This is a genomic window from Burkholderia sp. MSMB1498, from assembly GCF_001526245.1.
Lineage (GTDB): Bacteria > Pseudomonadota > Gammaproteobacteria > Burkholderiales > Burkholderiaceae > Burkholderia > Burkholderia savannae.
On record NZ_LOYJ01000128.1, the window covers coordinates 25717 to 50472 of the forward strand.

At 68.1% G+C, this 24756-nt stretch carries 25 protein-coding genes; 17 read left to right on the plus strand and 8 right to left on the minus strand.

Going from position 1 to position 24756, the window contains the following annotated elements; all coding sequences use genetic code 11:
• Positions 1 to 15 precede the first annotated feature (15 nt).
• Positions 16 to 1542 carry an AMP nucleosidase gene (locus tag WS91_RS30250; RefSeq protein WP_059581271.1) on the minus strand — a complete coding sequence of 509 codons (1527 nt, stop codon included), beginning with the start codon at positions 1540 to 1542 and terminating at the stop codon, positions 16 to 18.
• 156 nt (positions 1543 to 1698) lie between these two features.
• Here WS91_RS30250 and WS91_RS30255 point away from each other — a divergent pair, with 156 nt between their 5' ends.
• The 5 genes from WS91_RS30255 to WS91_RS30280 all read left to right on the plus strand — a co-directional run bounded on the left by WS91_RS30255 (position 1699) and on the right by WS91_RS30280 (position 5517).
• Positions 1699 to 2097, plus strand: coding sequence for a hypothetical protein (locus WS91_RS30255; RefSeq protein ID WP_038755411.1), 399 nt, complete (start codon positions 1699 to 1701; stop codon positions 2095 to 2097).
• A gap of 96 nt (positions 2098 to 2193) precedes the next feature.
• On the plus strand, positions 2194 to 3189 hold the full coding sequence (locus tag WS91_RS30260) for a homoserine kinase (protein WP_038755394.1): 996 nt from the start codon (positions 2194 to 2196) through the stop codon (positions 3187 to 3189).
• The gene (locus WS91_RS30265) at positions 3180 to 3989 is read left to right on the plus strand and encodes a BPSS1780 family membrane protein (protein ID WP_038755397.1); all 810 of its coding nucleotides are present in this window, start codon (positions 3180 to 3182) and stop codon (positions 3987 to 3989) included. Before WS91_RS30260 ends, WS91_RS30265 begins: the two co-directional genes overlap by 10 nt.
• A 497-nt stretch (positions 3990 to 4486) precedes the next feature.
• A complete protein-coding gene (locus tag WS91_RS30275) occupies positions 4487 to 4939 on the plus strand; it encodes a MarR family winged helix-turn-helix transcriptional regulator (protein WP_038755401.1) in 453 nt (150 codons plus the stop codon).
• Between the two features lie 158 nt (positions 4940 to 5097).
• A complete protein-coding gene (locus tag WS91_RS30280; protein WP_038755403.1) occupies positions 5098 to 5517 on the plus strand; it encodes an organic hydroperoxide resistance protein in 420 nt (139 codons plus the stop codon).
• Positions 5518 to 5633: 116 nt separating this feature from the next.
• Here WS91_RS30280 and WS91_RS35115 read toward each other — a convergent pair whose 3' ends face one another.
• Together WS91_RS35115 and WS91_RS30285 are read right to left on the minus strand one after the other, a co-directional pair.
• The gene (locus WS91_RS35115; protein ID WP_038755405.1) at positions 5634 to 5792 is read right to left on the minus strand and encodes a DUF3563 family protein; all 159 of its coding nucleotides are present in this window, start codon (positions 5790 to 5792) and stop codon (positions 5634 to 5636) included.
• Positions 5793 to 5889: 97 nt separating this feature from the next.
• Positions 5890 to 7038, minus strand: a complete 1149-nt coding sequence (locus tag WS91_RS30285; protein WP_059581265.1) for an extracellular catalytic domain type 1 short-chain-length polyhydroxyalkanoate depolymerase — start codon at positions 7036 to 7038, stop codon at positions 5890 to 5892.
• Between the two features lie 250 nt (positions 7039 to 7288).
• Between WS91_RS30285 and WS91_RS30290 the strand changes: the two genes are divergently transcribed.
• The 4 genes from WS91_RS30290 to WS91_RS30305 all read left to right on the plus strand — a co-directional run bounded on the left by WS91_RS30290 (position 7289) and on the right by WS91_RS30305 (position 10669).
• Positions 7289 to 7987 carry a phosphatase PAP2 family protein gene (locus WS91_RS30290; protein ID WP_059581261.1) on the plus strand — a complete coding sequence of 233 codons (699 nt, stop codon included), beginning with the start codon at positions 7289 to 7291 and terminating at the stop codon, positions 7985 to 7987.
• Positions 7988 to 8469: 482 nt separating this feature from the next.
• Complete coding sequence (modA, locus tag WS91_RS30295) at positions 8470 to 9279, plus strand: molybdate ABC transporter substrate-binding protein (RefSeq protein WP_059671601.1); 810 nt, start codon at positions 8470 to 8472, stop codon at positions 9277 to 9279.
• Between the two features lie 12 nt (positions 9280 to 9291).
• Entirely contained in the window at positions 9292 to 9966 is a 675-nt protein-coding gene (gene modB, locus WS91_RS30300; protein ID WP_038748128.1) for a molybdate ABC transporter permease subunit, read from the plus strand.
• A gap of 1 nt (position 9967) precedes the next feature.
• Entirely contained in the window at positions 9968 to 10669 is a 702-nt protein-coding gene (locus WS91_RS30305) for an ATP-binding cassette domain-containing protein (protein ID WP_038748126.1), read from the plus strand.
• A gap of 325 nt (positions 10670 to 10994) precedes the next feature.
• Here the strand turns inward: WS91_RS30305 and WS91_RS30310 are convergent, their stop codons facing one another.
• From WS91_RS30310 to WS91_RS30320, 3 genes are all read right to left on the minus strand, one after another.
• Positions 10995 to 11843 (minus strand): TOBE domain-containing protein, encoded by an 849-nt coding sequence (locus WS91_RS30310; RefSeq protein ID WP_038748124.1) that lies wholly within the window; start codon positions 11841 to 11843, stop codon positions 10995 to 10997.
• Positions 11844 to 11877: 34 nt separating this feature from the next.
• A complete protein-coding gene (locus tag WS91_RS30315; RefSeq protein ID WP_059671602.1) occupies positions 11878 to 13773 on the minus strand; it encodes a CHAD domain-containing protein in 1896 nt (631 codons plus the stop codon).
• A 213-nt stretch (positions 13774 to 13986) separates the two neighbouring features.
• Entirely contained in the window at positions 13987 to 14370 is a 384-nt protein-coding gene (locus tag WS91_RS30320) for a tautomerase family protein (RefSeq protein ID WP_038748120.1), read from the minus strand.
• A 97-nt stretch (positions 14371 to 14467) separates the two neighbouring features.
• Between WS91_RS30320 and WS91_RS30325 the strand changes: the two genes are divergently transcribed.
• The 5 genes from WS91_RS30325 (at position 14468) to WS91_RS30345 (ending at position 19284) form a co-directional block, all read left to right on the plus strand.
• The gene (locus WS91_RS30325; protein ID WP_059581247.1) at positions 14468 to 15343 is read left to right on the plus strand and encodes a LysR family transcriptional regulator; all 876 of its coding nucleotides are present in this window, start codon (positions 14468 to 14470) and stop codon (positions 15341 to 15343) included.
• 66 nt (positions 15344 to 15409) lie between these two features.
• On the plus strand, positions 15410 to 16333 hold the full coding sequence (locus WS91_RS30330) for a DMT family transporter (protein WP_038748116.1): 924 nt from the start codon (positions 15410 to 15412) through the stop codon (positions 16331 to 16333).
• Positions 16334 to 16417: 84 nt separating this feature from the next.
• The gene (locus tag WS91_RS30335; protein ID WP_059671603.1) at positions 16418 to 17197 is read left to right on the plus strand and encodes a sensor histidine kinase; all 780 of its coding nucleotides are present in this window, start codon (positions 16418 to 16420) and stop codon (positions 17195 to 17197) included.
• Positions 17198 to 17290: 93 nt separating this feature from the next.
• Positions 17291 to 18631, plus strand: a complete 1341-nt coding sequence (locus WS91_RS30340; RefSeq protein ID WP_038748112.1) for a hemolysin family protein — start codon at positions 17291 to 17293, stop codon at positions 18629 to 18631.
• A gap of 62 nt (positions 18632 to 18693) precedes the next feature.
• A complete protein-coding gene (locus tag WS91_RS30345) occupies positions 18694 to 19284 on the plus strand; it encodes a thiamine phosphate synthase (RefSeq protein WP_059581240.1) in 591 nt (196 codons plus the stop codon).
• A 152-nt stretch (positions 19285 to 19436) separates the two neighbouring features.
• On the opposite strand, the gene WS91_RS30350 is transcribed toward WS91_RS30345, so the two are convergent.
• Positions 19437 to 21080, minus strand: a complete 1644-nt coding sequence (locus tag WS91_RS30350; protein ID WP_059581237.1) for a DUF3459 domain-containing protein — start codon at positions 21078 to 21080, stop codon at positions 19437 to 19439.
• Positions 21081 to 21353: 273 nt separating this feature from the next.
• Here WS91_RS30350 and WS91_RS30355 point away from each other — a divergent pair, with 273 nt between their 5' ends.
• Positions 21354 to 22067, plus strand: a complete 714-nt coding sequence (locus tag WS91_RS30355; RefSeq protein ID WP_038748105.1) for a class I SAM-dependent methyltransferase — start codon at positions 21354 to 21356, stop codon at positions 22065 to 22067.
• Positions 22068 to 22329: 262 nt separating this feature from the next.
• Positions 22330 to 22785 (plus strand): YbaK/EbsC family protein, encoded by a 456-nt coding sequence (locus WS91_RS30360; protein ID WP_059671604.1) that lies wholly within the window; start codon positions 22330 to 22332, stop codon positions 22783 to 22785.
• Positions 22786 to 22847: 62 nt separating this feature from the next.
• On the opposite strand, the gene WS91_RS30365 is transcribed toward WS91_RS30360, so the two are convergent.
• Positions 22848 to 24086 carry an alpha-hydroxy acid oxidase gene (locus WS91_RS30365; RefSeq protein WP_059671605.1) on the minus strand — a complete coding sequence of 413 codons (1239 nt, stop codon included), beginning with the start codon at positions 24084 to 24086 and terminating at the stop codon, positions 22848 to 22850.
• 251 nt (positions 24087 to 24337) lie between these two features.
• Here WS91_RS30365 and WS91_RS30370 point away from each other — a divergent pair, with 251 nt between their 5' ends.
• The gene (locus tag WS91_RS30370) at positions 24338 to 24748 is read left to right on the plus strand and encodes a winged helix-turn-helix domain-containing protein (RefSeq protein WP_059671606.1); all 411 of its coding nucleotides are present in this window, start codon (positions 24338 to 24340) and stop codon (positions 24746 to 24748) included.
• Positions 24749 to 24756: the final 8 nt, after the last annotated feature.

The following is a 24756-nucleotide window of genomic DNA, read 5'->3' on the forward strand; positions in this document are numbered from 1 at the left end:
TTCAGCAAGGGCTGATTACTGAAACGCCACTTCCGCAAAGCTGCGCAGCTTGCGGCTATGCAACCGGTCGAGCCCGTTCGTGCGAAGAATCTCCATCGCCTTCACGCCGATCTGCAAATGCTGATCGACCTGCGCGCGATAGAACTGATCGGCCATCCCAGGCAGCTTCAGCTCGCCGTGCAGCGGTTTGTCCGACACGCACAAGAGCGTCCCGTACGGCACGCGGAAGCGGAAGCCGTTCGCGGCGATCGTCGCGCTTTCCATGTCGAGCGCGATCGCGCGGCTCTGCGACAGCCGCTGCACCGGCTCGCGATGATCGCGCAATTCCCAGTTGCGGTTGTCGACGCTCGCGACGGTGCCCGTGCGCATCACGCGCTTGAGCTCGACGCCTTCGAGCTGCGTGACCTGCGCGACCGCGCGCTCGAGCGCGACCTGCACCTCGGCGAGCGCCGGGATCGGCACCCACAGCGGCAGATCGGCGTCGAGCACGTGATCCTCGCGGACGTAACCGTGCGCGAGCACGTAATCGCCGAGGCGCTGCGTGTTGCGCAGCCCCGCGCAGTGGCCGAGCATCACCCATGCGTGCGGACGCAGCACCGCGATGTGATCGGTGATCGTCTTCGCGTTCGACGGCCCCACGCCGATGTTGATCATCGTGATCCCGCTGCCGTCCGCGCGCTTCAGGTGATATGCGGGCATCTGCGGCCCGCGCGGCGGCGGCGTGCCTTCGGTCGCCTCGTCGCCGAGGTTCGCGTTGTACGTGATCATGTCGCCCGGCTCGACGAACGCCGTGTATTCGCTGCGGTACGCACGCACTTGCGGATCGTCGCTCTCCGACATCATCGCGCGGCCGAGCTTCACGAATTCGTCGATGTAGAACTGGTAGTTCGTGTAGAGCACGTAGTTCTGGAAATGCGTCGGCAGCGTCGCCGTGTAGTGGCGCAGCCGATGCAGCGAGAAATCGACGCGCGCGGCCGTGAAGAGCGCGAGCGGGTGCGGCTCACCCGGCGCGGGCTCGTACGTGCCGTTGACGATCCGGTCGTCGAGGTAAGTGAGATCCGGCGTATCGAACACGTCGCGCATCGCGACGAGGCGGTCGCGGTCGAGCTCGCCTTCGAGATGGATTCCTTCGGAAAACGCGAAGTGAACCGGAATCGGCTGCGTCGACACGCCCACTTCGATCCGCACATGATGGTTCTTCGCGAGCAGGCGCAGTTGCTCGCGGTAGTAGCTCGCGAACAGATCCGGGCGCGTGACGGTCGTCTCGAACACGCCCGGGCCCGCGACGAAGCCGTACGAGCGGCGCGAATCGACGTGCGTGTTGACGTCGGTGCGGATGCGCACGAACGGATAGCATGCGCGCACGCGCTCGTCGAACGAGTCGTTGCGGCGGTAGCGCGCAAACGCGTCTCGCAGGAACGCGGTGTTCGTCTCGTAGATCTCGGAGAGCCGCGCGACGGCGGCGATCGGGTCATCGAACGCTTCGACGGACGGACTGCCCGGCATGTGCATCCGGGAACGGCGATTGGGATCGTTCTTCATGTAGCAATGCCTCTTCAAGATCGCTTCGACATTACCACGGAACCCGCGCGCGCGGCCGATGCCCTTCGCGGCCGCAAGGCCGGCCGCGCATCGACGAACGGCATCGGCACGACGCCGGTATTTGCTAAAATCCAATGGTTCACTGGGAGAAACACGATGAAGCCGCTCCTTTTCGCCGCCGCCCTGACGGCACTCGCTCTCGGCGGCCCCGCCTACGCCGCCGACGCCGCTCAAGCGGCCGCCGACGCAAAGGCCCAGGCCGCGGCCAACGAGGCGGCCGGGCTGCCCGATCTCGCGCAGATCAACCGCCCGGGCGCCGAAGTGACGTCGAAGGTCGATTTCAACGACGTGCGACGCACGCCGAGCTTTCACGAAAAAAGCAAGAACGGCACCGAAGTCACCGAATACCGCGATCGCGGCAAGCCGGTCGAGATCAACGTGAAATCGAATTTCGGCACCCGATATCAGATGAGCGCGTCGCCCGACACGTCTCCGCGTCCGCACGACGCGGGCGTGCCGATCACGCGCCTGCCGTCGGTCAACTTGCACTACTGACGCCACCGCCGGCGCCCCGCGGCGCCGGCTCCTCTTCCGCCCTTTTTGCGACACCGGCGCGCCGCCGGCACGCCAACCCGATCCGACGTCTCTTGCATGGCCGTTTTCACCGCAGTTTCCGACGCTGACCTCGCACTCTGGATGCGCCACTACGATCTCGGCGACGTTGTCGCGTTCCGCGGCATCCCGTCCGGCATCGAGAACAGCAACTTCTTCCTGACGACGACGCGCGGCGAATACGTGCTCACGATCTTCGAGAATCTGACGGCCGCGCAGTTGCCGTTCTACATCGACTTGATGAGCCATCTCGCGAAGCACGGCGTGCCCGTGCCCGCTCCCGTCGCGCGCGACGACGGCGCGCTGTTCGGCGAGCTGCACGGCAAGCCGGCCGCGATCGTCACCAAGCTCGAGGGCGCGGCGGAGCTCGCGCCGAGCGTCGAGCACTGCGTCGAAGTCGGCCAGATGCTCGCGCGCATGCACCTCGCCGGCCGCGACTATCCGCGGCATCAGCCGAACCTGCGCAGCCTGTCGTGGTGGCGCGAGACGGTGCCCGAGATCGCGCCGCTCATCACCGGCGAGCAGCGCGCGCTGCTGGAAAGCGAGCTCGCGCACCAGGCCGCGTTCTTCGCATCGGACGACTACGCGGCGCTGCCCGAAGGCCCCTGCCATTGCGACCTGTTCCGCGACAACGCGCTCTTCGCGCACGCGGATGCGGACACCGGCCACACGGTGCGGCTCGGCGGCTTCTTCGATTTCTACTTCGCCGGCTGCGACAAGTGGCTGTTCGACGTCGCCGTGACGGTCAACGACTGGTGCGTCGACCTCTCGAGCGGCGCGCTCGACGCCGCACGCGCCGACGCGCTGCTGCGCGCATACCAGACGGTGCGTCCGTTCACGGCCGGCGAGCGCCGCCACTGGGGCGACATGCTGCGCGCGGGCGCGTACCGCTTCTGGGTGTCGCGCCTGTATGATTTCCATCTTCCCCGCGCCGCGCAGATGCTCAAGCCGCACGACCCGGGCCATTTCGAACGCATCCTGCGCGAGCGCATCGCGCACGCGGGCACGCTCCCCGAGACCCACGCATGCAACTGATCGAAGTCTCCGCCAAGACCGGCTACGTGTGGTTCCGCCAGGGCATCTGGCTGTTCCGGCGCAATCCGCTCGCGTTCGTCACGCTGTTCTTCACGTACCTGCTCGCGATGATGCTGGTGTCGCTCGTGCCGGTGATCGGCGCGGCGCTGCCGCTCCTGTTCATTCCCGGCATCGCGGTCGGCTTCATGGCGGCGTGCCGCGATACGATCGCCGGCAAGCAGGTGCTGCCGACGATCCTGATCGACGGCTTCCGCTCATACGGCCCCGTCGTCACGCAGCGGCTCCTCGCGCTCGGCGGAATCTATATCGTGTCGATGGCGCTCGTGTTCGCTTGCTCGTCGCTCGGCGACGGCGGCACGCTGCTGAAGATCATGTTCGGCCTAGGCGCCGAGAACCTCGAATCGGAAGCGCTCGCGTCGCCGGGCGTCGCCGTCGCGGTGCTGATCGCGGCCACGCTGTACGTGCCGGTCGCGATGATGTTCTGGTTCGCCCCGGTGCTGACCGCATGGCACGACGTTCCGCCGATGAAGGCGCTGTTTTTCAGCATCGTGAGCTGCTGGCGCAACAAGGGGGCGTTCACCGTCTACGGGCTGCTGTGGTTCGCGGTCGCGCTCGGCGTGTCGTTCGGGCTCGCCGCGCTGATGCAGGCGCTCGGCGCCAGCGCGTACGCGCTCACGGTAATGATGCCGGCATCGATCGTCATCACGGCGATGCTCTATTGCTCGTTCTACGCAACCTATCGCGGCTGCTACGGCGTGCAGGAGCCGGGCGCGCCGACACTGCCGGATTCTTCCCGGTAATCGCCGCAAGCGGGAGCGGCGCGGCCGCGCCGATGCACGCGCGTTTCGCGTGTCGTCGCGCGGTTCGGAATCGCCGGCGCACACGCGGCGGATGCTTCGACGGAGAAAGCGGCGTTCACGCAGCGCACGAGTGAAGATCGCTGCCTGCCTGGCGTCGGGCATCCGGTGCCGCTTCGCCGCCGAAGCGAGACACATAGGCGCCGCTAGCCATAGAGCACGCTCTCCGATTCTTCTTTCGACCTTTCGCCGCTACCTGGCACCCCTCGCGCGCCCCGCCGATTCGGCCTCCGGCGCCGGTGTCGCCGCGGCGCCTTGCCGGGCCGGCCTTATGCCAACGAAGTCGCGGCCAAGTTCGCCGCCCTCTTCGTCGTCGACCATCGATTCATCCCCTTTTCGATTCATCCCCTTCTTGAGCGCTCGGCGCCTCTCGCCAATCGTCGCAGTTAGGCGCAAAATCATTTGCATACAAATCTTTTGTGCTTTACCAAAACTCCATCATGAACGATTCGCCAACCTTCCCGCTCACGCTCGACGACCAGCTCTGCTTCGCGCTCTATTCGACGTCGCTCGCGATGACGAAGGCTTACAAACCGCTTCTCGACAAGCTCGCGCTCACGTATCCGCAGTACCTCGCGATGCTCGTGCTGTGGGAATCCGACGACATGGCCGTCAAGGACATCGCCGCCCGGCTCAGCCTCGATCCCGCGACGGTCACGCCCCTCCTCAAGCGCCTGGAGGCGCTCGGCTACATCGAGCGGGTGCGCGACACGAACGATGAGCGGATCGTCCACGCGCGGCTCACCGCAGAAGGCGCCGCGCTGAAGCAAAAGGCCCGATCCGTGCCCGCCGAGCTGTTTTGCGCGATGCGCCAGACGCCCGATTTCCTGATCCGGCTGCGCGAAGATCTGACGCGGCTGCGGCAAGCGCTGACGGACGCCAGCGACGCCTGATCGACTGTCGCTCTGCCCGCGCTCTGCCCGCGCTCTGCCCGGTAAGTCACGCCCAAAAAAAATAATTTGCGCACTAATGATTAGCGAACTATATTTATGCCGTGGCCCGCGCTTCCCGATTCGCCGAGGCCCTTTCTCTCACGACACAGGAGTCCAGCATGAACATTCTGTACAAGACGGCAGCAACCAGCACCGGCGGCCGTGACGGCCGCGCGACGTCCCAAGACCAGAAGCTCGACGTGAAGCTTGCCGCGCCGCGAGAACTCGGCGGCACGGGCGCGGACGGCACGAATCCCGAGCAGCTGTTCGCCGCCGGCTATTCCGCATGCTTCCTGAGCGCAATGAAGTATGTGGCGGGCCAAAGCAAGCAGACGTTGCCCGCGGATACGACCGTCACCGCGGAAGTGGGCATCGGCCCGAACGAGGAAGGCGGATTTGCGCTGGACGTCGAGCTGCGCGTCGCGCTGCCCGGCCTTGATGTGGCGACCGCGAAGGCAATCGTCGATCGCGCGCACCAGGTGTGCCCGTATTCGAACGCGACGCGCAACAACGTCGCGGTACGCCTCGTCGTCGCTTGACGCCGCGGTGCGCACGCGCCGAAATGACAAAGAGGGCGCGCCGGCCATCGAGCCGGCGCGCCCTCTTCGACTTTACAACTTTATGCGTATAAATTTAGTACGCGCTTAACGCGAAATCACGAGCGTTCGAGTGCGGCTTCGCGATCAAGCTTGCGCATACGGAATTCGAGGTCATACAGATCGGATGCGCCGGCGAGATACGCATCGGCGCGCTCCTTCGCGCGTTGTTCGGGCGACTTCGTCAGAAACAGGAACAGGCGGCTCAACAAGTACATGATCGGTCACTCCAATCCAAGGGCTTTCACTTAGGTATTTACCCGCATTATAGGGAAAACCCCGAGCCGACTCCAGCCGTTCTCGAATCGTGCGTCGTTACGACGCGACAACCGCCCGCGTGCGCGACGCAAAAAAGGACCAAATCAACTCGCTCGCGTCCGGGCCGGCCGCCGAGTGAAACGGCACGCTGTCGTCGCCGCCCGCCCACGCGTGCGCAAGGCCGTGGACCCGGCAGAGGCGCACGACGGACTCGCCGTCGCGACGATAATCGATCGTGCGGGCGTCCGCCGCGCTCGTCTCGACGCGCTCGACGGCGGCCGGTTCGCCTTCGGCGTTCGCGAGGCCATTCAGCCGCAGGAACTGGACCGCGAGTTCGTCTGCATTCTTCGGCGCGACGACGCGATCGTCGTCGCCGTGCACGATGAGGGCCGGCATCCCCGGATGCGAGCCCGGCGCGACGAGCGCGTCAGTGACGACGGCGGGATGGCGATGCAGGCCGCGGCGCATCACGTCCATCGCGGTGATCCCGGAATGCGCGTCGCCGAACGCGGGCCCCGAATGGAGCGCCACGGCGGCAAAACGCTGCGGAAAGTGCAGCGAGAGCAGCGACACGAGTCCAGCCCCCGCCGACAGGCCGGCCGCGTACACGCGCGACGCGTCGAAGCCCCGCTCGGTAACGAGCGTGTCGACGAGCGCGACGACCGCTTGCGCCTCGCCGCGCCCGCCGCGCGCGGTGTCGTCGTACCAGTGCCAGCAGCCGTGCGCGTGCGCGTTGAGCGACTGCTCCGGATAGATCACGGCGAAGCCGTGCCGATCCGCGAGCAGGTTCATCCGCGTGCCTTGCGCGAACTGATCCATGTCCTGCTTGCAGCCGTGCAGCATCACGAGGAGCGGCAGGCCGTCCGTATCCGCGCCGGGCGGCACGTACAGCCCATATTCGAGATGCTTGACGAAGCGCCCGAACGCGGGCGGCAGCGGGTGGTCGGCACGGGTCCATTCACCGGCCGCCCATGCGGCGGCGCGCGGCCGAACGCGCGATTCGCGCGCGACGGGCGGGGCCGGCTCGACGGGCATCGCGACGGCAGCCGCAGTGGAAATCGAATCGTCGAACGGCCAGTCGGCCGCCATCTTTTGGGCCGCCATCAATACGGACTCGGGCGCGGCGGACTTCGGCGTGCGCGCGTTCGGCAAGTGCAGCATGCGTTTCACACCGCCCAGCCAGAATTTCGTCAGACTTTTGGTCATCGGTCGGGGCTCGCAGTCAGAAATTAGGGACGCCGCAGTGGGCGCGACCATTCAGGATTGTGCAATGCACAATAGCACTATTTCTGGGATTTATCCTGACACCCGATAGTTCCCTGCCGGCGTCCGAACGGAGCGCGGCCCGCGACGACCGGTATACTGGGCGCTCGCGCTTGTCTTCGTTGTAGTCGCTATTCACGGCTCATGCGTTAAGCAAGTATCCCGCATTCCCCGTATCCGCCCGCAGCTTCCGATGTTCGATTTGCCGCCCCGTCTGTGGATCTCGATCACCGCCCTAGGCGGTGCCGGCCTGACACTGCCCCTCGCCGTCACGATCGCCGTCTGGCTCGCGCTCGGCTATTCGCTTCGTCGCGCCGCCGCATGGCTCGCCGTGCTCGGCGTCGCGATTGGCGTCGTCGCGCTCACGAAGATCGCGTTCCTCGGCTGGGGCATCGGCGTGCGCGCGTGGGATTTCACGGGCTTTAGCGGCCACGCGATGCTGTCGACGTCAGTCTATCCGGTCGCGATGTTCCTCGCGCTCGCCCGCGCGAAACCCGTCGTGCGCATCGGCGGGATCATCGTCGGGCTCGCGGCGGGCGTCGCCGTCGGACTGTCGCGCGTCGCGCTCGATGCGCATTCGCCGTCCGAGGCGGTGACGGGCTGCGTCATCGGCGCGGTCGCCGCGATGTCGTTCATCGCCGGCTCATGGCGCGCGATGCCGCACCGCTGGTCCGCGCCCGCCGTCGCGACGAGCCTCGTGGCCGTCACGATCGCGCTGCACGGCGTTACCGTGCCGTCGCATCGGTGGGTGACCGCGGTCGCGCTGCATCTTTCTGGCCATGAACGCCCGTACGTGCGGGCGCGCTGGAAGGCGAATCCGAACTACCGGCCCGCGTCGCGGCCGGCCCAGCAGCAGACGCTCGGCTTGCCCGCGATCGTCGAGCACGTGTAACGCGAGCGCGGGTTGCGCCGTGCGGGGCTGCCGGGCTGCCGGCTCGGTTCTTCGGTTCTTCGGTTCTTCGGTTCTTCGGTTCTTCGGTTCTTCGGTTCTTCGGTTCTTCGGTTCTTCGGTTCTTCGGTTCTTCGGTTCGCCGGTTCGCCGGTTCGCCGGTTCGCCGGTTTGCCGGTTTGCCGGTTTGCCGGTTTGCCGGCTTGTCGATCTATTGATCTGGCGACGGTTAATCGGTTTATCAGTCAACCGATCTACCACTCAACAGCCGACCACTTCTCAGCTTCTCAGCTTCTCAGCTTTTCCGCATCTGCGCTGCACCACCGTTCCACCGCGGATCGCACCATCCCCGCCTTTTCCCGCCCCAGCCGCGCCGCCCGCCGCACTGCGGCGTCATGCAGCACCGGCACAGTTCGGAAATCCAATCCGTTATAACCTCGCGTATATTACGATTACGGTTTCCGCCCACGTCAGTGTTTCCCGCCATGTCCGCTCCCGCCCGCTCCGCCCGCCGTCTGTTCCTGCGTCTCGTCACGCTGTCCGCGCTCGCCGCCGGTTTCGCCGCGCCGGCCGCGCATGCCGCCGACGAACTCGTCGTGTCGGCCGCGGCAAGCCTCACCAACGCGTTCAAGGCGGTCGGCGACGCATACGAAAAGCAGCATCCGGGTACGAAGATCCTGTTCAACTTCGGCGCGTCCGACGTGCTGATGCAGCAGATCGCGAAGGGCGCGCCGGCCGACGTGTTCGCATCGGCCGACCAGAAAGCGATGGATCGCGCGATCGCCGAACACGTGATCGCCGACGGCACGCGCCGCGATTTCGCCGCGAACTCGCTCGTGCTGATCGTGCCCGCCGACAGCCGCGCGACGTTCGGCTCGCTGCGCGACCTGACGTCGCCCGCCGTGAAGCGCGTCGCGTTCGGCGATCCGGCGTCGGTGCCCGTCGGCCGCTACACCGAGGGCGCGCTGAAGGCGGCCGGCGTCTGGAGCGACGTCAGCGCGAAGGGCGTGCTCGCCGCGAACGTGCGCCAAAGCCTCGACTACGTCGCGCGCGGCGAAGTCGACGCGGGCTTCGTGTTCGGCACCGATGCGGCCGTGATGCCCGAGCGCGTGAAAGTCGCGTTGACCGTCCCGACGCAAACGCCGATCACCTATCCGATCGCCGTCGTCAAGGACAGCCGGCACGCGGGCGCCGCGCAGGGCTTCGTCGCGTTCGTGCTGTCGCCCGCGGGCCAGGCGGTGCTCGCGAAATACGGCTTCAAGCCGGCCGCGAACGCGACGAACGCCGCGAACTGATCGGGACGCGCGATGCACGACGCCTGGGTTCCGCTGCTGTTGTCGCTGAAGGTGGCCGGCTGGGCGACGGCGCTCGATCTCGTGCTCGGCGTCGCGACCGGCTACGCGCTCGCGCGCTGGCGCTCGGGCGCGCGCGACGTGATCGATTCGCTGCTGACGCTGCCGCTCGTGCTCCCGCCGACGGTGCTCGGCTATTACCTGCTCGTGCTGCTCGGCCGGCGCGGCATGTTCGGCGCGTGGCTCGACGAGCTCGGCATCCAGCTCGTGTTCACGTGGCAAGGCGCGGTAATCGCGTCGATGGTGGTCGCGTTTCCGTTGATCCTGAAGTCCGCGCGCGCCGCTTTCGAAGCGGTCGATCCGCAGCTCGAACGCGCGGCGCGCACGCTCGGCATCAGCGAAGCCGGGATTTTCTTTCGCGTGACGCTGCCGCTCGCCGCGCGCGGCATTCTCGCGGGTGCGCTGCTCGCGTTCGCGCGCGCGCTCGGCGAATTCGGCGCGACGCTGATGATCGCGGGCAACCTGCCCGGACGCACGCAGACGCTGTCGGTCGCCGTCTACGCGGCCGTTCAGGCGGGCGACGACGCCACCGCGAACTTCCTTGTGCTCGTCACGTCGGCGACCTGCGTGCTGATCCTTCTCGTCGCGGGGCGGCTCGTGCCGCAGCGCGCGCTCGTCGGAGCACGGTGAGATGAGCCTCGTCGTCGACATCCGCAAGACGCTCGTCACGCCGGAGCGGCGTTTCACGCTCGATGTGTCGTTCGCGTCGACCGCGCAGCGCATCGTGCTGTTCGGGCCGTCCGGCGCAGGTAAGAGCCTCACGCTGCAAGCGATCGCCGGTCTGCTCGCGCCCGACCAAGGCACGATCTCGATCGGCGGCGACACCTTGTTCGATGATGCGCGCGGCATCGACGTGCCGACGCAGGCGCGCCGCGTAGCGTACCTGTTCCAGGACTACGCGCTCTTCCCGCATCTGAACGTCCGGCAGAATCTCGCGTTCGGCCTGAAACGCGGCTGGCGCAATCCGCGCGCGAAGGAGCTGCCCGACGACGCCGCGTACTGGCTGCGCGCGTTCGAGCTCGAAGCGCTCGCCGGGCACTATCCGGCGCAGTTGTCGGGCGGGCAGAAGCAGCGCGTCGCGCTCGCGCGCGCGCTGATCGCGCAGCCGCGGATACTGTTGCTCGACGAGCCGTTCTCGGCGCTCGACGTCGCGATGCGCCAGCGGATGCGCCGCGAACTGACCGACTTGCAGATGAGGCTCGACATTCCGATGGTGCTGATCACGCACGATCCCGACGACGTCGCCGCGTTCGGCGATCAGGTCGTGCGGCTTCAGGAGGGCCGCGTGCTGCCCGACACGCCGATCGCCGAATGGGTGACGAGCGTTCGGTGACGGGATCGGCTCGCACCTTCCGCGCGGGCGCCGTTCACCGTTCCCCACTTGCCGCTCGCCGAGCCCGGACGCGATTGCTCATCACGCGGTCCGACAACCCGGCTCACGCCCATCGTCAGCCGCCGCGATCTTTCAGCAACGCCAGCCATCCAACAGAATTTAGCGACGTTCTTGACGCCTTCTCTCACGAAAACTCAGGATCGCGCATTCGCTCGCCGATCGAACCGGCGGGCGGACGGACGCAAAAAAAGCCGGCACCACGCCGGCTTGGCTTCGTACCGCCGCCCGCGCCGCCGAGTCCCGCTCGGCAGGCGCGGCCGCGACATCATCCGTTGACCGCCAGAATCACGCTCGACGCCTTGAACGCCGCCACCGCGTTCACGCCCTTCGCGAGCCCGAGCGCATCGACGCTGTCGTTCGTGACGATCGCGGCGAGCGTCATGCCGCCGTCGAGCGCAAGCGCCACTTCGCTATTTACAGCACCGCGCGTGACCGCCTCGACGACGCCGCGCAACTGGTTGCGCGCCGACAACTTGAGCGGCGCGCCGTCTTCGACCGCGAGCACGATCCACGACGCCTTCACGAGCGCGCACGCGTCGACGCCCGGCTCGAGCCCCAGTTCCTGCGTGCTCTCGTGCGTCACCACCGCCGCGATCGTGTGCTCGCCCGGCAGCGCGAGCACCACTTCGTCGTTCACCGCGCCATGCTTGACCGCCAGCACCTTGCCGAACAGTTGGTTGCGTGCGCTCGTCTTCATGCCGATTCTCCCGATAAGTTCCCAATTGACCTCGAAGCCTTCGACCGCCGCGCTCGCCGCGTCGATGAAGCGTCGATGCTCGCGCTCGATCGCGCGAAACGCCGCGATCAGCGCCGTTGCGCGCGGCGTGAGCGTCGTGCCGCCGCCGCCCTTGCCGCCTGTCGAGCGCAGCACGAGCGGCTCGCCCGCAAGGTTGTTCATCGTGTCGATCGCGTCCCACGCGCCCTTGTAGCTCAGGCCGACCGCCTTCGCCGCGCGCGTGATCGAGCCGGTTTCGCCGATCGCGGCGAGCAGCGCGATGCGCGCCGCGCCGCCGAGCGTCTCGGCGCCCGCACGCAGCCACAGCTCGCCGCGCAGCGCGAGCGGCTCGCGCGCGGCGCGCGCATCGAAACGGGAAGAGGACGAATCGGCGGTCATCGACGCAGCCAAACAGGACGAACGGCCATTATAGTCACGCCTTTCTGCCGCCGATCCTCGGCGGCCGCAATCCGCGCAGCATCTGCTCGGCCGCCTCCGCCGTGTAGCGCTGCGCCGCCGCGCCGTAGCCGCGCGCGAAACCGAGCTGATACGGCGGCGCGGAAAGTTGCTCGAGACAGCGCAGCGCGACGGCCGCGTCGTTCGCGTCGCCGAGCGCGTTCTGCACGCGCGCGAGCAGCCGCACCGTGTCCACGCGCGTGCGGCGCGACGCGAGCGACGAAAAGAATTCCAATGCGTAGCGCAGCCGCTTCGCGTCGATCCGCACGCGGTGGCGCGCGGCGGCGTCGAGCGTCGTCAGCCGCCCCGAGCCGTAAAGATGGCCGAACAGCCGGCTCACGCGCTTCGCCGCGTGCCGCTTGAGCGACGGGGCCTTGCCGTGCGCCGGATCGTCCCGCGTGAGCGGCAGCAGGCTCAGCCATTCGAGCCACGCGAACACGAGCCGCGCATAGCGCGCGGTGCCGAGCGCCTGCCGCAGCTCGACGTGCGCCGCGTCGCGCTGCGCGCGGGCCGCATCGAGCGTGCCCGCCCACGTCGCGTCCTCGCCGTGCGCTGCGGCGAGCGCGGGCAGCGTCGACGTCATGCAGACGTCCCAGTCGCGCACCGCGCCGAGCATCGCGGCGATCCAGCGAAGGTCGCCCGAGAACGCGTCCTTCCAGGCGGTGTCCGCGTAGCGCGGGAAGAGTCGCGCGAGCGTGCGCAGCCGGCGCAGCGCGACGCGCATCTGATGTACGTATTCCGGATCGGCTCCGCCGCGCACGCCGGCCTCGTTGCCGAGCCACTGCCCGGTCACGCTGCAGCCGAGCGTGAAAAACGCCGCGCGCTGCGTGCGCGTGTTCGACAAATCGGCCGATTGCGCCTTCATCGGCGCCCCGATTGCGTCCGGCGCCTCGCCCGCGCACGCGCGATCGAGGACGCTCGTCAGCGACAGCGACGCCGGCCACGCGCCGCTCAGCTCGCGGGCCGCGCGAAAAAGCGCGCGCAGCGCGGCGGCGCGCGCGTCGGGTTCGTCCGCATCGGCGGCGGCGAGACGCAATTCGCACACACGCAGCGGCGCGGCGCGGGTGGCGGCGGACGACGCGGCAGCCGACGAAGCGGCGGCGGCCGGCGCGAACGTGACGTCGTCGAGCGTCAGTTCGACTTCGATGCCGTCGGTGTCGAGCCATCGTCCGCGCCGGCGTTCGGCGACGAAACCATAGGCCGGCTGGCCGGCAGCCTGCGATTCGGGACCCGCCGCGCCGGCGGCGGCAGGAGCGGCAGGCGAGGCGGAATCGGCCGACGGAAGCGCGGAGCCGGTCGGCGCGGAGGCGGCGGATAGAACGCGTGCGCTCGCATCGGTTGCGACTGAGGAATCGGAAGAAGCGCGCGTGCTTGTCAAAGCTTGCGCCGCCGCCCGCGCGACAGCCGTCTTCGACGTCCGGCCGTGCGAACGCCGTGCGTCGCTCGCCGCGGCCATCGAATCGGGCAAATCGGGTAAATGGGGCGAATCGGATGCGGACGCAGCCGCCGTCGCCGGGCGCTCCGCCACGATCGCCATCGCGACGCGCACGCCGCCGCGATCGCCGTCGAAGCGCTCGCGCACCATCACGCCGGGCACGAACGGGTGACTGCGCGACGCGAGCGCGCGCCGCGCCTGCGCGGTCGTCTCGATCCAGGCCTGCCAGCGGCCGCCGTCGTCGGGCTCCGCTTCGGCGAATCGGCACGGCTCGATCGTCACGCGCTCGTGCCCGCGACGCATCTTCACCGGCGGACAGATCCGCCATGCCCGCGCGAGTTCCGCGCCGAGGTCGCGCGACGCGCGCGCCCGCGATCCGCGCCCGGCCTGCCAGCCCTGCAACGGAAAGTCCAACACGATTTCCAGAACGCGCGCCATGGAAGCTCCGGCGTAGGTCGGGCCGCCCGCTGCCGCCGCGCACGCGTCGACGGACCCGACGTTCTCCATAGTACACGGCCCTTTTTACGGCCAGTGAGGCGGAACGCCGCGCGCAAGCTCCGCGCATCGTGCGCGCGCCGGCGCACCGCGCCTCGGCTTGCGATGCCGGCCGCTCGGCCTTCAGCCGTCCGACCGGCGCGGCTGCGCCGAGTTTCAGCTCACGTACTGCGCAATGCCGTTGCCGAACGACCAATCCTCCTTCAGCACCTCGACGAGACTAATGAACACGTCTTCGCGGCGCAAGCCCGGACGTTCGGCGAGATGCTCGGCGATCAACCGGTACAGTTCGCGCTTCTGCTCGAGCGTGCGCGTGTTGTTCGCGGTGATCTGGATCATCACCAGATCGTCGCTGCGCGCGATCCCGAGATAGTCGCGGCCATAAAAGAAATTATCGGCGCTGTATTCGGTCACGGTCATGAAAATATCGTCGGCGGGCACGTCGAACGCGCGCTGCAACGCACGGTGAATGCCCTCCGACAGCGCCCGTCGGTATTCGGCGGGCTTGCCTTCGCGCAATGCGATACGGGTGAACGGCATCGTGTTTCTCCTCACGGGTTGGGACACGCATGCAGCTTAGGGCCCGCCATCTATAATGAACAGATATCGATGAATATTTTATCTATTTTCATTTGAAATGAAACCGCTCGATCTGGACGCCGTTCGCGCATTCGTCCTCGTCGCCGACTTGGCGAGCTTCACGCGCGCCGCCGACGCGCTCGGCACCACGCAATCGGCCGTCAGCCTGAAGCTCAAGCGGCTCGAGGCGCAGCTCGGCACGCCGCTTCTCGAACGCACGCCGCGGCGCGTGACGCTCGGCGCCGTCGGCGCCGCGTTCCTGCCCGCCGCGCGCGAGCTGCTCGACGCGCACGAGCGCGCGCTCGCATCGCTTGCGCCCGAGCGACGCAGGCTCTCGATCGGCGTCAGCGAGCACGTCGCGGTGCCGGATCTGCCGGCCGTCCTCACGGGCCTGAGCCGGCACGACCCCGGCCTCGTGCTCGAAATGCACGTCGGGATGTCGACCGGGCTGCTCGCGCAGTACGACGAGCGGCGTCTCGACGCGGCGTTCGTGCGCCACGAGCCGGGCGAAGATCCGCCGCGCGACGACGCGACGCCGCTCTTCACCGAGCCGCTCGCATGGCTCGCCGCGCCGGGCTGGACGCCGCGCGCGGGCGAGCCGCTGCCGCTCGCGGTGCTGGCGGGCCCGTGCGGCGTGCGCGCGGCCGCGCTGCGCGCGCTCGACCGTGCCGGCGTGCCGTGGCGCGAGCGCTTCACGGGCGGCGGCGTGGCGGCCGTGGCGGCGGCCGCCGCCGCGGGTCTCGCGGTATGTCCGCTTGCGCGCCGCGTCGCGCCGCACGCGCTCGTCGACGTCGGCGCGCGCTTCGGCCTGCCCGCGCTGCCCGACTCGCAAGTCGCGCTGTATTCGCGGGTGCGCGACGCCCGCTCGAAGGACACGCTGCGGCGCTTCGCCGACAGCCTGGCGGGGCCGACGCAATCGGCCGGACGCGAGTAGACTGTCGGATTTCGTCTGTCGATTTCTCGCCTTTCGCGCGACTTTCGCCCGCCCTTCCGCCGCCGCATGACCCACGACGCCCGCAAACACCTCCGCGCCAACCTGCTGATGCTCGCCGCCGCCGCGATCTGGGGATCGGCGTTCGTCGCGCAGCGGCTGAGCCTCGCCGTGATCGGCCCGTTCCTGTTCACCGGGCTGCGCTTCCTGCTCGGCGCGGCGGTGCTCGTGCCGCTGTTGCGCATCAACGGCGCGGCGCGCGCGCACTGCGCGGCGCTCACGCGCGATCGGACGCTATTGCTGCCGGGGCTCGTGCTGGGCGTGCTGCTCGCGGTGTCGATCTCGCTGCAGCAGATCGGGCTGCAATACACGAAGATCGCGAACGCGGGCTTCATCAGCTCGCTCTACGTCGTGCTCGTGCCGATCATCGGCGTGTTCTTTCGGCATCGCACCGGCATGGGCACTTGGCTCGGCGCGCTGCTCGCGGCGATCGGCCTGTACTTCCTGAGCGTCGACGAGCATTTCTCGATGCTGTACGGCGACTGGTTCCAGCTCGCGGGCGCGATCGTGATCGCGTTCCACGTGATCGCGGTCGGACACCTCGCGCGCCGGCACGATCCGCTCGTGCTGTCGTTCATGCAGTTCGCCGTCTGCGGCGCGCTGTGCGTCACCATCGGGCTCGCGATCGAGCCCGTCGACCGCGCGACGCTCGTGCGCGCGCTGCCGACGCTGCTGTACGGCGGGCTGCTGTCGGTCGGCGTCGGCTACACGCTGCAGGTCGTCGCGCAACGCGACGCCGCGCCCGCGCACGCGGCCGTGATCTTCAGCATGGAAGGCGTGTTCGCCGCGATCGCCGGCTGGGCCGCGCTCGGCGAGACGCTGTCGCTGCGCGCGCTGATGGGCTGCGCGCTGATGCTCGCCGGGCTCCTCGTCTGCCAGTTGCTGCCGGGCCACGCGCGGCGCGCCGACGACAACGACGCGCTCCCCGCGTGACGACGCGCGCCGGCCGCCGCGCGCGTGTCCGGTCCCTATAATGTCGATTCGCCCTTCATCACGATTTCACACAAGGGAAACACTGTGATTCCGTCCGCCGCCGATCCGGCCGTCGCGCTGCTGCGCGAACGCGCCGCACGCTACGCCGCCGAGGTGGCGCTGTTCGTCCGCGACCACGCGCTGTCGATCGCGTCGCACGATCTGCGCGGCCCGCTCAACGCGATGCACAGCTGGGCGTACGTGCTCGAGCGCCGGCTCGCGCCGAGCGACGACAGCGTGCGGCGCGCGCTCGACGGCATCCGGACCGGAATCGAACAGCAGACGAAATTGCTGGAAACGATCGTCGACGCGCCGCGCGCCGAGACGCGCGCGCTCTCGATCACACGCGCTGACGTCTCGCTCGACGCGCTCGTCGGCGAATGCGCGGCGCTCGCGCGCGCCGCGCTCGGCGATGCGCGCGGCGCGGCCGTGACGGTCGCGCCTCCCGCGCTGCCCGGCGGCTCGCTCGATTGCGATCGCGAGCGCGTCGCGCAAGCGTTGTGGTCGATGCTCACGTTCGCGATCGAAGCGAGCGCGCCGGGTGGCGAAATCGCGCTCGGCTGCGACGTCGCGGCCGACGCGACGCGTTTCGGCGTGACGTTCCGCGCGCAGCCGTCGGCGCTGACCGACGCCGCGCTGCCGCACGTGTTCGAGACATTCGCGCGGCGCGACGCGCTGGCCGAGCGCCACGGCGAGCGTCCGGCGGCGGTGTTCGCGCTCGCGCAGCGCGTCGCGCGCGCGCACGGCGGCACGTTCGCGCAGACGCCGCTCGAAGCCGGCGCGCCGGCCACGCTCGCGCTGACGATCGCCGCCGCCCGCGCGTAATGGGCGGCCGCGCATGTCGCACTGCGCGACAATAAATTACGTTTTCCTTTCCAACCTTATACTGTCGCTTCGTTCATTCCCGGAGTCCCTTCGTTGATACAGATCTTCGCGCTCGTCGGCGCGTTGTTCCTCGTGGCCCTCAACGGCTTCTTCGTCGCCGCCGAATTCGGTCTCGTCAAGCTGCGCGCGACGCGCGTCAAAACCCTCGCCCGCCAGCACGGTTTGCGCGGGCGCATCCTGCGCGTCGTCCATGCGCGGCTCGACGCGTATCTGTCCGCATGCCAGCTCGGCATCACGCTCGCGTCGCTCGGCCTCGGCTGGATCGGCGAGCCGGCGTTCGCCGCGCTGCTGTCGCCCGTTCTCGCGCTCGTCGGCGTCGAGTCCGAGAAGCTCGTGCACCTGATCTCGCTCGTGTTCGCGTTCTCGGTGATCTCGTTCCTGCACATCGTCGTCGGCGAGCTCGCGCCGAAATCGATGGCGATCCGGCAAGCCGAGAAGACGGGCCTGTGGGTCGCGATCCCGCTCTACGCGTTCTACTGGGCGATGTATCCGGCGATCTGGGTGCTCAACACGAGCGCGAACGCCGTGCTGCGGCTCGCTGGGCTGTCCGCCGAGCACGGCGGCGACGCGCACTACTCGACCGACGAGCTGAAGCTGATCCTGCGCAGCCGGCGCAACACGGCCAGCTCCGCGAAGACGTCGAAGGACGCGTACAGCACCGACGAATGGAACACGCTCGCGCATTCGCTCGATTTTTCGTCGATGACCGTATCCGACCTGATGCGGCCCGCGCACGAGATGGTCGGCCTGCGCCGCGACGTGCCGCTCGCGGACAACATGGAAGTCGTCGCGCGCCACCGCTTCAGCCGCTACCCGCTCTTCGACGACCACTCGCGCGAGCGCGTGAACGGCCTCATCCACCTGAAGGATCTGCTGCTCGCGCGGCACGCGGGCGCGGCGCTCGCCGATCTTTCCGACTACGTACGCCCGGTGCAGTACGTGAAGCCCGACACGCCCGCTCTCGACCTGTTCCGCCGTTTCCGCAAGGGCGCGCCGCACTTCGCGCTCGTCGGCAAGAAGGGCGAGAAGCCGATCGGCTTCCTGACGCTCGACAACCTGCTCGGCGCGCTCGTCGGCCAGATCCACGACGAATTCCGGCAGGGCGATTCCGATTGGAACCGCCTCGACGACGGCACGCTGATCGGCAAGGGCAGCCTGCCCGTCGTGTCGCTCGAGCAGGCGCTCGGGATCGACATCGACGAAGGCCGCGCGGAATCGGTCGGCGGCCTCGTGATCCAGGCGCTCAACGATCTGCCGACCGAAGGCCAGCGCGTGTCGTTCGAGCGCTTCGACGTCGTCGTGAAGAAGATGATCGGCCCGCGGATCGTGCTCGTGCGCGTGTATCCGAAGGCGTTCAAGGAGGCGGACGAATGAGCGGGAATACGGCGCTCGACGCGGCAAACGCGGCCGCGCGCGCAAGTGCGTAGGATGACGAAATGCCCGAAGATCTCGCGCTGCCGCCGTACTACCTGATCACGCCGGAACCGGACTCGGATTCCGACGCGGATCTCGCGGCGTTTCTCGATCGGCTGTCGGCCGCGCTCTCGACCGGGCTCGCGCTCGTTCAATTGCGCGTGAAGACGCTCGATGCCGCCGCGTATGCGGCGCTCGCCGCCGACGCGATCGCGCGCTGCCGCGCGCAACGCGCGCGCCTGATCGTCAACGGGCCGATCGATGCCGGAACCGCGCTCGCGCTCGGCGCGAGCGGCGTGCACCTCGGCAGCGCGGCGCTGCGCGTCGCGACCGCCCGCCCGCTCACGTCGGACTGCCTGCTGTCGGCCGCGTGCCACTCGCTCGACGAGCTGCTGCACGCGGAGCGCATCGGCGCGGATTTCGCGACGCTGTCGCCGGTCCTGCCGACACTCACGCATCCCGGCGCGCCGACGCTCGGCTGGACCCGCTTCGCCGACTACGCGGCGCAAGCGCGCATGCCCGTCTACGCGCTCGGCGGGATGACGCGCGAGCATCTGGCGACGGCGCGCGAGCATCGCGCGCACGGCATCGCCAGCATTCGGGGGCTCTGGTAGGAAGCGATCCGGCAACGGACGCCACGCGCCTGTCGCCTCGTCACGCGCACGCCGCCTTCGGCCCGCGTTCGTTCAGGCGTCCTGATCGGAAGAAACGGCGCAGGCGCCGCCGGCTCGGCCGGCGCGACGCCACGCCGGGCGCTTTCACCCGTTCAAACACCGCCCAACGGGCGCGGCGCGACATCCGCGTAGCGACGCGCATCGTGCGTCAGCGCGTACTGATTGACGTCGCCCGTCAGCCACGCTACGAGCGCGTACGGCGGCAGCTCGCCTTCGTCGACGCGATCCCGCGCGCGCGCCGGCGTCTCGAACACGATCATTCCGTCCGGCGCGCCATAGAACGGCAACGGCTGCGGCGACAGGTTCAGCGCGATGCTGAGCGTCTCGCCGTCGCCAAGCCGCCATGCGGCAACGAGCGCATCGGCTTCGACGCCGTCGTTGGTCCTCAGCATGTCGGCACTGCGCGGGCGCACGTCGAGCAGGCGCGGCGCGATCAGCTTCGCGCGCACCGCGAGCGCCGACTGCAGGAAATGCCGACGCGACGGATCGCCCGCGGCTTCGTCGAAGATCAGCGGAATCTGCGGCGTCAGCAACGACAGCGCGAGCGCCGCGAGATCCGCCTCGCGCGCATCGCGCACCACGCCGTCGGACAGCACGAGCGACGTCAGCGACAGCCCGACGTCGGCCATCCCGCCGTCGCCGATCGGTTGCGCGCGCTGGAACACCGCGCCGTCCGCGGTCAATGCGCGCGCGAGCGCGTGAATCGACTGATGGGTCGACACGCCGTCGCCGCGCGCGCGGTCGCGGCGGCCCGTGAGCCGGTACAGCGCGCGTTCGCCGCAGCCGTTCCATTGCGCGTCGAAATGCGTGTCGGCGAGATGCGACGGATGCCGCTCGCTGCCGAGCACGAGATGCACGATCCGATCGGTCGGCATCACCGCGTGCACGCGATCCGCGATCTCGCGCAACCACGTGCTGTCGATGCGGTCCGCCTCGCGAATCCGCAACCCGTCGCATCGGTACTCTTCGAGCCAGTACAGCGCGTTGTCGCAGAAGAACTCGCAGACCTGCGGATGATCGAGCGCGAGCGGCGGCGCTTGCAGCGGATCGTCGCGCGTGTGGAAGAACGGTTGCGCGTAGCGCCGCATCTCGTCCGTGCCGCAGCCGAAGCGCGCGTAGTCGAGATCGAGCAGCACCGCGAGGCCGAAGCCGTGCGCTTCGTCGATCAGTTGCTTCAGCGCGTCGGGGCCGCCGTAGTCGGCGAGCGGCACAAACGGCAGGCTGTCGTCGCGCGCATGCGGCGCCGCGAGCAATTCGAGCGCCGTAATGCCGAGCTGCGCAAGTTGCGGCAAGCGCCGGCGAATGCCGTCGTAGCCGCCCGCCGCGCCGGGCTGGATCGCGTAAAGCGCGATCTCCTCCCACGGCCGGCCCCGCCAGAACGTATGGCGCCAGGTGAACGCACGCGGGTCGACCACTTCGCTCGGCCCTTCGATGCCTTCCGGCTGCGAGCGCGATGCGGGATCGGGAATCGTCAGCGCATCGTCGAGCCGGTAGCGATAGCGTGTGTGCGCGCCGCAATCGGCAAAAGCCTCGAACCAGCCGTCGCCCGCGGGCGCCATCTGAAGTTCATGCGGGCCGCCCGCGGTTTCGAGCGCGAGCGTCGCGCTCGCATGCGCGGGCGCCCAGACGCGGAAGTGCGTGCGCGTGGTCGCGCCCGCGGCGCCGCACGGCTGTGCGCCGAAAGGCAGGCAGTGCGAATAGTGCCGCGCATATGGATCGTGAGGACATTCGGACATGATGCGATCCTCCTGCGTTCAGAGGCATGACGATGCGCCGCTTGCGGCGTGCATGCATGACACGCGTGGCCCGACGAAGAGGGGCAATCAGTATGCGCCGATTCGCGTTGCGATGCGAGCGTCGACGCGGGGTTTTAAACGTGAAGCGACCCCGAAAATGGCCGGTAGCCGCGATACCATGATCGCCGCTTGTCTTGTTGCGCACAGCGTCGGCGCCTACGCTGCGGTTTCGCGTACGATCCCGCGCGCGCGATTCTTCAGGAGTCCGACGTCATGTCCACGCCATCCGGCGCAGCCAAATTCGATCCGTCGCGCGCCGCCGAATACGCGGAGCAAAGCCGCATCGCGCTCGCGGGCTACGACGCGTGCCACGATCTCGCCGCATGCATGCTCGCATCGTCGGTCGCATCGGAAGCGGGCGCCGCGCAGATCCTCGTCGCGGGCGCGGGCGGCACCGCGCGCGAAATCGTCGCGCTCGCGGCCCTGGAGCCCGCCTGGCGCTTCACCGCTGTCGATCCGTCGCGGCCGATGCTCGAGCTCGCGAGCGCGAACCTCGCGGCGGCCGGCCTCGACGCGCGCGCGCGGCTACATCACGGCTACGTCGACGATCTGCCCGCCGACGCGCGCTTCGACGGCGCGACGCTGATCGGCGTGCTGCACCACGTGCCCGGCGACGACGCTAAGGCCGCGCTGCTCGGCTCGATCGCGCGGCGCCTGAAGCCCGGCGCGCCGCTCGTCGTCGCGGGCAACTACCGTCGCTATGCCGAGCATCCGCGCCTGCTGTGCGCGTGGGCGCAGCGCTGGCGGATGCATGGGGCATCGCCCGACGAAGTCACGCAAAAGCTCGCGACGATCCTGCGCGGCGCCGATCCGCCCGCGTCCGAGGACGCCGTGCATGCGCTGCTCGACGCTGCGGGGTTCCGCGAGCCGGTACGTTTTTTCGCGAGCCTGTTCTGGGGTGCGTGGGTCGCGACACGCGACGCGTGACGCATGAGCGCGAGCTTGCCGGCGGCGCGCTCCACAGCGCCAGTTGCGTTTTCGCGCGTCGTGCGATGCATGACCGCTCGGCCGGCTCGGCGAACGGCCGCAACGGTCACTGCACAATCGTTCAATACATTCTGCCCCACGGGCGATAGCTTATCCGTTCCGAGCGTTCACCAACAATGCGAGCGCAAAGGCTGCCGAGCCAGCCTTTTCTCCCGCCGATCATGCGAAGACAGACAAGTCGGCCGCAAGGAGTGCAAAGAATATGAGTGTTGAATCGGTTCGCCGGTTTCTGGCGGAAAAGGCGCCGGACATCGACGTCATTCCCTTGAACGAAAGCAGTTCCACGTTGACGTTGTCGGCAGCCTGGGACATCAAGCCCGCGCAGATCGCCAAGACGCTCGCGATGAAGGTCGGCGACACCCATTTGCTGCTCGTATCCTGCGGCGATTCCCGTCTCGACAACCAGAAAGTCAAAACCGCGCTGGGCGGCAAGGCGAAAATGCTCTCCGCGGACGAAACGGTCGCCGTCACCGGCCATCCGGTGGGCGGCGTATGTCCGTTCGGACTCTCGACGCCGTTGCCCGTTTATTGCGACGTGATGTTGAAATCGTACGATTTCGTCGTGCCGGCCGCCGGCTCGACGCACGCCGCGCTGCGCATCGATCCGGTCCGGCTGGCCGACCTCGTCGAAGCAGAGTGGGTCGACGTCTGCAAATAGCCGGCGCGCCGCGCGCCGTCGGTTACCGGTTGCGGCGGCGTGCGTCAATGACTGTCGGCGCCTTACAGCGCACGCTCCATCAGCTTGCGCGATGCTTCCTCCGGTTTTGCAACCGCCGTCACCGCACGATGGACCGCCCCCGCCATCCGCAACGCCGACTTGCCCGCCGCCCTGAGTTCCGCAATCGATTCGAAGCCCATCATGTTGAGCGCGGGCAGCATCTCGCTCTTCAACAGTTCGAGGCACCGCTCGACGCCCTTCCCGCCCGCCGCGCCGAGGCCGTAGACATACGCGCGCCCGATCGAGACCGCGCTCGCCCCGAGCGCCAGCGCCTTGATCACGTCCGCGCCGCGGCGCACGCCGCCGTCCATCAGAATCTCGGTCCGCTTGCCGACCGCGTCGGCGATCTCCGGCAGCACATCCATCGCCGAGGGCGCCGGATCGAGTTGCCGTCCGCCGTGATTCGAAATCAGAATGCCGTCGACGCCTTCGTCGACCGCGCGCCGCGCGTCGTCGGGATCGAGAATGCCCTTGATGACGATCTTGCCGGGCCAGCGCGCGCGCAACCACTTGACGTCGGCCCAAGACAAACGCGAGTCGATCATCCGGCCGACCGCCGCGGACTGCTCGAGCAACGATGCGCCGAGATCCGGATAGCGCAAGACGTTGCCGATTTTCGGCATTCCGTTGGACAGCGCGCCGACGCACCAGCCTGGGTGCTTGAGCATCGACCACACACCTCGCGCCGACAAACGCGTATCGGCGCGAAAACCGTTGCGCGCATCACGTTCGCGAATCGGGATGTAGCACGTGTCGACCGTCAGGAAGACAACGTCTACGTTCGTCTGCCGGCAACGCACGAGAATGTCCTCGGTCAGATCGCGATTGCGGAACATGTAGAGCTGGAAATACAGCGGACCGAACCGCGCCGCGGCGACATCTTCGAGCGAACAGATCGAAAACGTCGACAAGCACTGACCAATGCCCGCCTCGTCGGCCGCACGCCCCGCCGCGATTTCCCCTTGCGGCCAATACATGCCTGCGAATCCCACCGGCCCGAGCAGGATCGGAAGCCGATGTTCGGCGCCGAGGTACGTCGCGTTCAAACCCGCCGCACTGCTCTGCGCCCCGGTCAACACCTTCTGACGCAACCGCCAGCGTGCGAAATCGCTTTCATTCGCGCGCATCGTGGTTTCGCTGTTCGCACCGCCGTCCAGATAATCGAAGAAATACTTCGGCACCCGTTTTTGCGCCATTTTTCTCAAATCATCGATGTTCCATGCCTTTCCGACGTCGCTCATCTTGACCCTCTCCATTCGCCGCCGCAACGCGGGCGTTCGCCTCTTCCATGCACGGGCGCCGTAGCGGGCATGCATCTCACTCGCACCGAGGCATTACGGCCATGTTTTCATGGCAGCGGCTCGGATTCGGCAGGATTTTTTCCCTAGCTGTCTCATCGACATTCTAATGTTATTTTCATCGACCTTTCACTGATTTTTTAATTATTTAGCACTCCATTTCATCAACGATGACTTTTAAATGGTGAAAGCATATGGGCACGAAGCAAGATAGAGGATCGTCGATCGCCGAACGGCGCATGAAGGGTCTCAACTTGCTCGAGATGGGCATGTCTCAGGCCGACGTTGCGCGAACGCTGGTCGTGTCGCGGCAGTCGGTGTGCAGATGGGCGAGACGGCTTGCGCAACGCGAGTTGCATGTCGCAAAGCCGCTGGGACGGCCAAGGCGATTGACTTCCGCAAAATGCGCGGTACTTCGCGCCATGCTCGACGACGGCGCGCTCGCGGCGGGTTTCACGAGCCCGCAGTGGACGGTCGCGCGAGTATGCATGTTGATCGAGCGAGAATTCGGCGTCGCATATAGCAAAACCGGTGGATGGGAATTGTTGCGCACGCTAGGCATCTCGTTGCAACGAATGGAAAAACACCCGCGCGCCGCACGCTGATGCACGGC

Bases quoted from the DNA above. Each gene is read 5' to 3' on its own strand.
- WS91_RS30250 (WP_059581271.1), bottom strand. From the start codon at position 1,542: ATGAAGAACGATCCCAATCGCCGTTCCCGGATGCACATGCCGGGCAGT.
- WS91_RS30255 (WP_038755411.1), top strand. From the start codon at position 1,699: ATGAAGCCGCTCCTTTTCGCCGCCGCCCTGACGGCACTCGCTCTCGGC.
- WS91_RS30260 (WP_038755394.1), top strand. From the start codon at position 2,194: ATGGCCGTTTTCACCGCAGTTTCCGACGCTGACCTCGCACTCTGGATG.
- WS91_RS30265 (WP_038755397.1), top strand. From the start codon at position 3,180: ATGCAACTGATCGAAGTCTCCGCCAAGACCGGCTACGTGTGGTTCCGC.
- WS91_RS30275 (WP_038755401.1), top strand. From the start codon at position 4,487: ATGAACGATTCGCCAACCTTCCCGCTCACGCTCGACGACCAGCTCTGC.
- WS91_RS30280 (WP_038755403.1), top strand. From the start codon at position 5,098: ATGAACATTCTGTACAAGACGGCAGCAACCAGCACCGGCGGCCGTGAC.
- WS91_RS35115 (WP_038755405.1), bottom strand. From the start codon at position 5,792: ATGTACTTGTTGAGCCGCCTGTTCCTGTTTCTGACGAAGTCGCCCGAA.
- WS91_RS30285 (WP_059581265.1), bottom strand. From the start codon at position 7,038: ATGACCAAAAGTCTGACGAAATTCTGGCTGGGCGGTGTGAAACGCATG.
- WS91_RS30290 (WP_059581261.1), top strand. From the start codon at position 7,289: ATGTTCGATTTGCCGCCCCGTCTGTGGATCTCGATCACCGCCCTAGGC.
- modA (WP_059671601.1), top strand. From the start codon at position 8,470: ATGTCCGCTCCCGCCCGCTCCGCCCGCCGTCTGTTCCTGCGTCTCGTC.
- modB (WP_038748128.1), top strand. From the start codon at position 9,292: ATGCACGACGCCTGGGTTCCGCTGCTGTTGTCGCTGAAGGTGGCCGGC.
- WS91_RS30305 (WP_038748126.1), top strand. From the start codon at position 9,968: ATGAGCCTCGTCGTCGACATCCGCAAGACGCTCGTCACGCCGGAGCGG.
- WS91_RS30310 (WP_038748124.1), bottom strand. From the start codon at position 11,843: ATGACCGCCGATTCGTCCTCTTCCCGTTTCGATGCGCGCGCCGCGCGC.
- WS91_RS30315 (WP_059671602.1), bottom strand. From the start codon at position 13,773: ATGGCGCGCGTTCTGGAAATCGTGTTGGACTTTCCGTTGCAGGGCTGG.
- WS91_RS30320 (WP_038748120.1), bottom strand. From the start codon at position 14,370: ATGCCGTTCACCCGTATCGCATTGCGCGAAGGCAAGCCCGCCGAATAC.
- WS91_RS30325 (WP_059581247.1), top strand. From the start codon at position 14,468: ATGAAACCGCTCGATCTGGACGCCGTTCGCGCATTCGTCCTCGTCGCC.
- WS91_RS30330 (WP_038748116.1), top strand. From the start codon at position 15,410: ATGACCCACGACGCCCGCAAACACCTCCGCGCCAACCTGCTGATGCTC.
- WS91_RS30345 (WP_059581240.1), top strand. From the start codon at position 18,694: ATGCCCGAAGATCTCGCGCTGCCGCCGTACTACCTGATCACGCCGGAA.
- WS91_RS30350 (WP_059581237.1), bottom strand. From the start codon at position 21,080: ATGTCCGAATGTCCTCACGATCCATATGCGCGGCACTATTCGCACTGC.
- WS91_RS30355 (WP_038748105.1), top strand. From the start codon at position 21,354: ATGTCCACGCCATCCGGCGCAGCCAAATTCGATCCGTCGCGCGCCGCC.
- WS91_RS30360 (WP_059671604.1), top strand. From the start codon at position 22,330: ATGAGTGTTGAATCGGTTCGCCGGTTTCTGGCGGAAAAGGCGCCGGAC.
- WS91_RS30365 (WP_059671605.1), bottom strand. From the start codon at position 24,086: ATGAGCGACGTCGGAAAGGCATGGAACATCGATGATTTGAGAAAAATG.
- WS91_RS30370 (WP_059671606.1), top strand. From the start codon at position 24,338: ATGGGCACGAAGCAAGATAGAGGATCGTCGATCGCCGAACGGCGCATG.